This window comes from Daejeonella sp. (assembly GCF_049655485.1).
Lineage (GTDB): Bacteria > Bacteroidota > Bacteroidia > Sphingobacteriales > Sphingobacteriaceae > Daejeonella.
On record NZ_JBASJU010000430.1, the window covers coordinates 1 to 2277 of the forward strand.

3 protein-coding genes are annotated in these 2277 nt (G+C 39.0%); 2 read left to right on the top strand and 1 reads right to left on the bottom strand.

What is annotated here, in order from left to right; genetic code table 11:
* The coding region (locus tag WBJ10_RS17335; protein ID WP_424292578.1) for a hypothetical protein at window positions 1–418 on the top strand (418 nt) is incomplete at its 5' end.
* A 102-nt stretch (window positions 419–520) separates the two neighbouring features.
* Window positions 521–910, top strand: a complete 390-nt coding sequence (locus tag WBJ10_RS17340; protein WP_424292580.1) for a Dabb family protein — start codon at window positions 521–523, stop codon at window positions 908–910.
* A 7-nt stretch (window positions 911–917) separates the two neighbouring features.
* Here the strand turns inward: WBJ10_RS17340 and WBJ10_RS17345 are convergent, their stop codons facing one another.
* Entirely contained in the window at window positions 918–1541 is a 624-nt protein-coding gene (locus WBJ10_RS17345) for a DUF6266 family protein (protein ID WP_424292582.1), read from the bottom strand.
* Window positions 1542–2277 lie beyond the last annotated feature (736 nt).

Below are 2277 nucleotides of genomic sequence, written 5' to 3' on the forward strand. Positions count from 1 at the left end.
GCGTACAGGATTTGAAATGTTTAGCACGGGGAAAGGCGGATATGTTGCAGAAAAATCAGAAACAGATAAGGGCTGGCTATTTCCGGTTGGCGACGAAGCTCACGAATTGGGTTACTCTCATATGTTCACAGATATGTTTGACTCCATAGAAGCGCGGCGCGAGCCTCTTGAAACGTTCTACGATGCTTATATTGTTAACTGTATACTGGATGCAGCTTACTCCTCTGCTAAAACCAGGCTCTGGGAGCAAGTCAAGATTGAAGACTGGCGTGGAAAAGACAATGTAGAAAGCTCTTCCCATCTGGTGAGTTATGACGAGGATTTTTATCTTATTAAAGAGGAAACATTGCCTGACGGAGAAGTGAAACTTATACTTAAGAACAAAAAAACCAATGAGATTATTCAGCGCCGGCGTTAAGGTTAGTGTGAATTTTGATTAGATTGCTTAATATTTAATGGAAGGCTTAAGAACCTTTAATATACACATTCAGATTTCCTTCTTGATTAAAACTATAACCCGATGAAAAAAACGATCTCTATACTACTTATGATGATGATTTTAGCAGGAGTTGTGCATGCGCAAAACAATAAAAAACCTTCGGCAAAACTGTTAAGGCATATGGTATTATTTAAGTTTAAAGATGAAAGTTCTGCAGCAGATATCAAAAAAGTAGAAGATGCTTTCCGGGCACTGCCATCAAAGATTAAAGAAATTAAAGGATTTGAGTGGGGCAGGAATAACAGCCCCGAGAATCTTAACCAGGGGTTTACTCATGCCTTTTTTGTGAGCTTTGCCAGTGAAAAGGCCAGAGAAATATATCTCCCTCATCCAGCACACAAAGATTTTGTGAAAATTTTGTCGCCACACCTTGATAAAGTACTGGTGCTGGACTACTGGGCGGGGAAATAGCCGTTTATCAAAACTCAAACTTTCCTAAATACACGGTATCTGACTGACGGCTTCTATCCTCGGTAATAAAAGCCAGATAGCCGTGTAAAGTGGTCCCGTGAGAATTTTCGACAAGAATATTCTCTTCCCCTGATTTCCGGTAATTGCCATAGACATTTCCGTAAGGGTGACCAGCTTCACTATTATGAAACAAAACCATCGCCTGATCGGAAGCACCTATTCCTGATGGATCCCAGCTAACCCGCATTAGATTAGGTTCTTGAAATTCACATTTAATATTGTCCGGAAGGTGCAAATTTCCGAAGCATATTTTTACAAGTGCAGGATCTATCACAATTTTCCGATCTATTACCTTAAGTGCATTTCTCATCAGATAAGATTTGGCTGCAGCGAAACCCTGGAATCGTGGGTTATAACCCTTAAACCCCGGTCTAACATAATTTATAAGTGGTCGCAAATATCGCTGCGCAACCGCAAACTTCTCTCGGTTGAATGCTTCATCTTCGGTAGGTGCCTTGGTTCTTCGCCGGTAGTTCCCCTTAATGTAACCAACTCCGTTTACCACGTAACCGATATAGGACCCTGCCTTACCGATAAAGGGGCCATTCGGCCCGTTGATTAATCTGCCCATATTATGAGGGTTTTTTGCTGATATGAATATACTATTTATTTTGAAAAAAGCGAAATTAAACAGTTGTCAAAGGTGAATTAAACCCAAATTAAACGGAGGTTCAGGCGGGTATTACCCGCGTTTTGTGCGCGTTTCGTGCGCGTTTCCTACGCGTTACTTTGGCTTTAAATATTTCGATCTTTGACTCGCAGGGAGTTCAATCCTGTAGCGCTTCTCATTCATTTGCTATTTTCTTAGGAAATGGATCGAATATTTTTTCAGATTGTATTTTATTGGTTTTCAAAACCTTGTCTTAACCGCTTACTTTTTATTATTAATGTTTATTTAATGTTAAGAAAATGTTAAATTTAGTTACTCAAATGTTTTGCTTTTGATTTCCATTAAATATAGTATATGCGTGTCACCAGGATATTGAAGATCTGGTATCTTTAAATTAATGTTCCGTTAATAGCCTAACTCTAAATTAGCGGCATAGAAAAAGGGGGAAATATAAAATTGGATGGCAAGTATGAGTCAATAAGCATCAAGACAAACATCCGGTTCTGAAGCAGAACCGGCCAGGCAGCCGCATATTGGATTTGTTCAATGCCGCTGATTTTAGCAATCAATAATTAATCAACTAAGTATTCTAAAATATGAAAATATTTCTACTGCGCCAGCAGAAGAGTGTGCTGTTTGGTATTTTATTACTAACGCACGTATTATTTCTCTTCCAAACAAAAACAGCTTATTCACA

What these genes read in the sequence shown, in the direction of transcription:
- WBJ10_RS17340 (WP_424292580.1), top strand. Translation starts at nt 521, where the DNA reads ATGAAAAAAACGATCTCTATACTACTTATGATGATGATTTTAGCAGGA.
- WBJ10_RS17345 (WP_424292582.1), bottom strand. Translation starts at nt 1,541, where the DNA reads ATGGGCAGATTAATCAACGGGCCGAATGGCCCCTTTATCGGTAAGGCA.